Source organism: Accumulibacter sp. (genome assembly GCF_016789985.1).
GTDB lineage: Bacteria > Pseudomonadota > Gammaproteobacteria > Burkholderiales > Rhodocyclaceae > Accumulibacter.
The window spans coordinates 1-3,452 of sequence record NZ_JAEUOL010000248.1; the positions used below are offsets into that span (position 1 = coordinate 1).

Here is a 3,452-nt window from a genome sequence, read left to right on the forward strand (position 1 = left end):
CAGGCCAGCGGGCCCAACCAGCTGGCGATTTCGCTCGGCACCTACCGTACCGAGGAAGCCGCCAACGCCGGCCTCGAAATGCTGCGCGGCAAGGGAGTCAAGTCCGCCAGGATGGGCGAACGCAAGGGCAAGCCGCCCTACGCCGTGCTCGAAATCCACGGTCCGGAGGAACAGGCCGACGCCCTGCGCCAGGCGATTGTTGCGCTGCAGCCCAAACTTGGTCCGAAGGCGTGCAAGGCGAGCGCTGGAACGTCCCGATGAGCCTCGTTGTGGGCCTGACCGGTGGTATCGGCAGTGGCAAGAGCACGGTGGCCGATCTGTTTGCCGCACGTGGCGCCGCCCTGGTCGATACGGATGTGATTGCCCACCAGTTGACCGGCCCGCATGGCGTAGCCATGTCGGCGATCGTCGGTGCTTTTGGTGACAGCATCCGGCGTGCCGACGGCGGTCTCGACCGTGCTGCGATGCGCCGCCTGGTTTTCTCCGATCGCTCGGCCAAGGCAAGGCTCGAGGCCATCCTGCACCCGTTGATCAGACAGGAAAGCGAGACGCGCTGTGCGGCCGCCGCGACGACCGCACCCTACGTTCTGCTGGTCGTGCCGCTGCTGGTCGAATCAGGCACCTATCGCGAGCGCGCGGATCGCATCCTGGTCGTGGACTGTGACACGACGATACAGGTTTCGCGCGTCATGGCGCGTAGCGGGCTGGCGGCTGAAGAGGTCGAAGCGATCATCGCCAGTCAGGCTTCGCGCGCGGCAAGGCGGGCGGCAGCCGACGACGTGGTGTTCAACGACAGCGGGCTCGAAGAGCTGCTGCCGCAGGTCGCCGCGCTGCACCAGCGCTACGTCGACCTGGCACGGGCGAAAGCTCATGTTCGGCGTTGAGGTTTTGTGGCAAATGATTCAGAATCATGAAAAATTCCCGTTCCCGACGCTGGCGGCAGTGTGATCACATACGAATATCCCTTCAATGAACGCATACGCACGCTGTTGCGTCTTGAGGATTTGTTCCACAAGCTGAGCAGCTTCATGCAGCGGGATGGCTCGCAGGAACACCATATCGTACTGCTGACCCTCTTCGAAATCCTCGATGTGGCCGGGCGCGCCGACCTCAAGATGGATCTCATTCAGGAACTCGAACGTCAGCGCCAGAGCCTGCTGGTTTTCCGCAACAACCCGGATATCTCGGAAGAAGCACTTTCGGGTGCCCTGTACGAGATCGAGCAGGCGTCCGCAGCCTTGCTCGGCATGGCCGGCAAGATTGGCCAGCACCTGCGCGACAACGACTGGCTGATGAGCATCAAGAGCCGGGCGAGCATTCCCGGTGGTGTCTGCGAGTTCGATCTGCCGTCATATCATTACTGGCGGCATCAGTCTCCCGAAGTGCGCCGCGAGGCCCTGCTCGCCTGGCTGCAGCCCCTGCTGCCGCTGCGTGACGCCCTGGTCATCGTGCTCCGTCTGCTGCGCGCCAGCGGCCGTCCGGAGCACCATGTGGCAGCCGGCGGCGCTTTCCAGCTGATGCTCGGCGGCAGCAGTGCGCAGAGCACCTCGCAGATGGTGCGCATCTCGCTCAAGCTGCACGACCCCTACATTCCCGAAATCAGCGCCAACAAATATGCGCTGAACATCCGCTTCACCCGCCCGGACAGCGATCACCGGCCACGGCACTGCGACCACGACGTCGAGTTCGACATGCTGTTCTGCAATCTCTGATCTTTCCTGGCGGTCGTTGCTCGGGGCGGCAGCCAGGCTGTCTCCCGCTGCTCCCCGCGTTGGTCGGCGGCGGGAGGGGCCTACCAGTTCGTCTCGCGCTCAGGCGTCGCAGTGATCTTGTGGATCGAGAGATCGGCGCCGTTATACTCCTGCTCCTGATCGAGGCGTAGCCCGACGAAGGCTTTCAGCAGACCATAGACTACGCCGCTGCCGAGCAGCGCAATGCCGATCGCCAGACCGGTCATCAGCAACTGGGGCATGAAAGCGACGCCGCCGACTCCACCCAGCGTCTTGCTGCCGAAGATGCCGGCGGCGAGACCACCCCAGGCGCCGCAGAGACCGTGCAGCGGCCAGACACCGAGGACGTCATCGATTTTCCAGCGGTTCTGGGTCAGAGTGAACATCATGACGAACAGTCCACCAGCCACTCCCCCGACGACCAGCGCACCCATTGGGTGCATCAGGTCGGACCCGGCGCAGACAGCAACCAGACCGGCCAGCGGGCCGTTATGCACGAAGCCGGGGTCGTTGCGGCCTGCCACCAGTGCGACCAGGGTTCCGCCGACCATCGCCATCAGAGAGTTCATCGCCACCAGGCCCGAGATTTTGTCGATGGTCTGTGCGCTCATCACATTGAAGCCGAACCAGCCGACGGTCAGAATCCAGGCGCCCAGGGCCAGGAAGGGGATGGACGACGGCGGGTGCGCCGAGATCCGCCCTTCGCGGGTGTAGCGACCATGGCGAGCGCCGAGCAGCAATACGGCGGGCAGGGCGATCCAGCCGCCCATGGCGTGCACCACCACCGAACCGGCGAAGTCATGGAACTCTTCGCCATAGGTGGCCTTCAGCCAGGCCTGGATGCCGAAGGCCTGATTCCAGGCAATTCCCTCGAAGAGGGGATAGATCAGGGCGACAATCAGGAAGGTGGCCGCCAGTTGCGGATAGAAGCGCGCCCGCTCGGCGATGCCGCCCGAGATGATGGCCGGGATGGCCGCTGCAAAGGTGAGCAGGAAGAAGAACTTGGTCAGTTCGAAGCCGTTCTTCTCGAGCAGGGTGTCGGCACCGGCAAAGAAGTTGATGCCGTAGGCCATGCTGTAACCGACGAAGAAATAGGCAATGGTCGATACCGAGAAATCGGCCAGAATCTTCACCAATGCGTTGACCTGGCTCTTCTTGCGCACCGTGCCCAGTTCGAGAAAGGCAAAGCCGGAATGCATCGCCAGCACCATGATGCCGCCGAGCAGAATGAAGAGAACGTCGCTACCAGACTTGAGCGCTTCCATGACTCCTCCAGAGATTCGGGATGGAGCCATCAAGCAATTCCTGTTCCAGGATCATGTGGCGGTCGGATTCACCATTTTGAGGTCTTTCTCGCAGCACAACGCACCAACATGATGCATTTCCACGCGCCAGCGCACCAGAATGGAGGCAGCATGCACCAGGCTGTGTCATCCCTGGATTAGGGTGGTGCAGCGCCGGCTGGCAGCAGAACCCACATCTGTCCTTGCTGCTTCATGCGTCCGGCCTGATTGCCGGCCGCGGCGCCGAACCCCCAGAACAGATCGGCACGCACCACGCCGCGAATCGCGCTGCCCGTGTCCTGTGCCAGGACGAGCCGGCGCAGGGGTGTGGCCGAGTCGGGTTGGCTGGTGGAGAGAAAGACCGGAGCGCCCAGGGGCACGTGGCGAGGATCGACGGCAATGCTGCGTTCCGGTGTCAGCGGAACGCCCAGCGCGCCGC

General features: G+C 63.4%; 4 protein-coding genes and 1 pseudogene. 3 read left to right on the plus strand and 2 right to left on the minus strand.

The window, feature by feature from the left end; translation table 11 throughout:
• The 3 genes and pseudogenes from JNK99_RS14135 to zapD form a co-directional block, all read left to right on the plus strand.
• A pseudogene (locus JNK99_RS14135) lies at positions 1-261 on the plus strand (hypothetical protein); the annotation flags it as partial.
• Positions 258-884 carry a dephospho-CoA kinase gene (gene coaE / locus JNK99_RS14140; RefSeq protein ID WP_291854184.1) on the plus strand — a complete coding sequence of 209 codons (627 nt, stop codon included), beginning with the start codon at positions 258-260 and terminating at the stop codon, positions 882-884. The pseudogene JNK99_RS14135 and the gene coaE, both read left to right, overlap by 4 nt.
• 60 nt (positions 885-944) lie before the next feature.
• A complete protein-coding gene (gene zapD / locus JNK99_RS14145) occupies positions 945-1,712 on the plus strand; it encodes a cell division protein ZapD (RefSeq protein ID WP_291854186.1) in 768 nt (255 codons plus the stop codon).
• A gap of 80 nt (positions 1,713-1,792) precedes the next feature.
• On the opposite strand, the gene JNK99_RS14150 is transcribed toward zapD, so the two are convergent.
• Together JNK99_RS14150 and JNK99_RS14155 are read right to left on the minus strand one after the other, a co-directional pair.
• Positions 1,793-2,995, minus strand: coding sequence for an ammonium transporter (locus JNK99_RS14150; protein WP_291854188.1), 1,203 nt, complete (start codon positions 2,993-2,995; stop codon positions 1,793-1,795).
• 176 nt (positions 2,996-3,171) lie between these two features.
• A partial coding sequence (locus JNK99_RS14155; protein ID WP_291854190.1) for a 3D domain-containing protein occupies positions 3,172-3,452 on the minus strand: 281 nt, incomplete at its 5' end.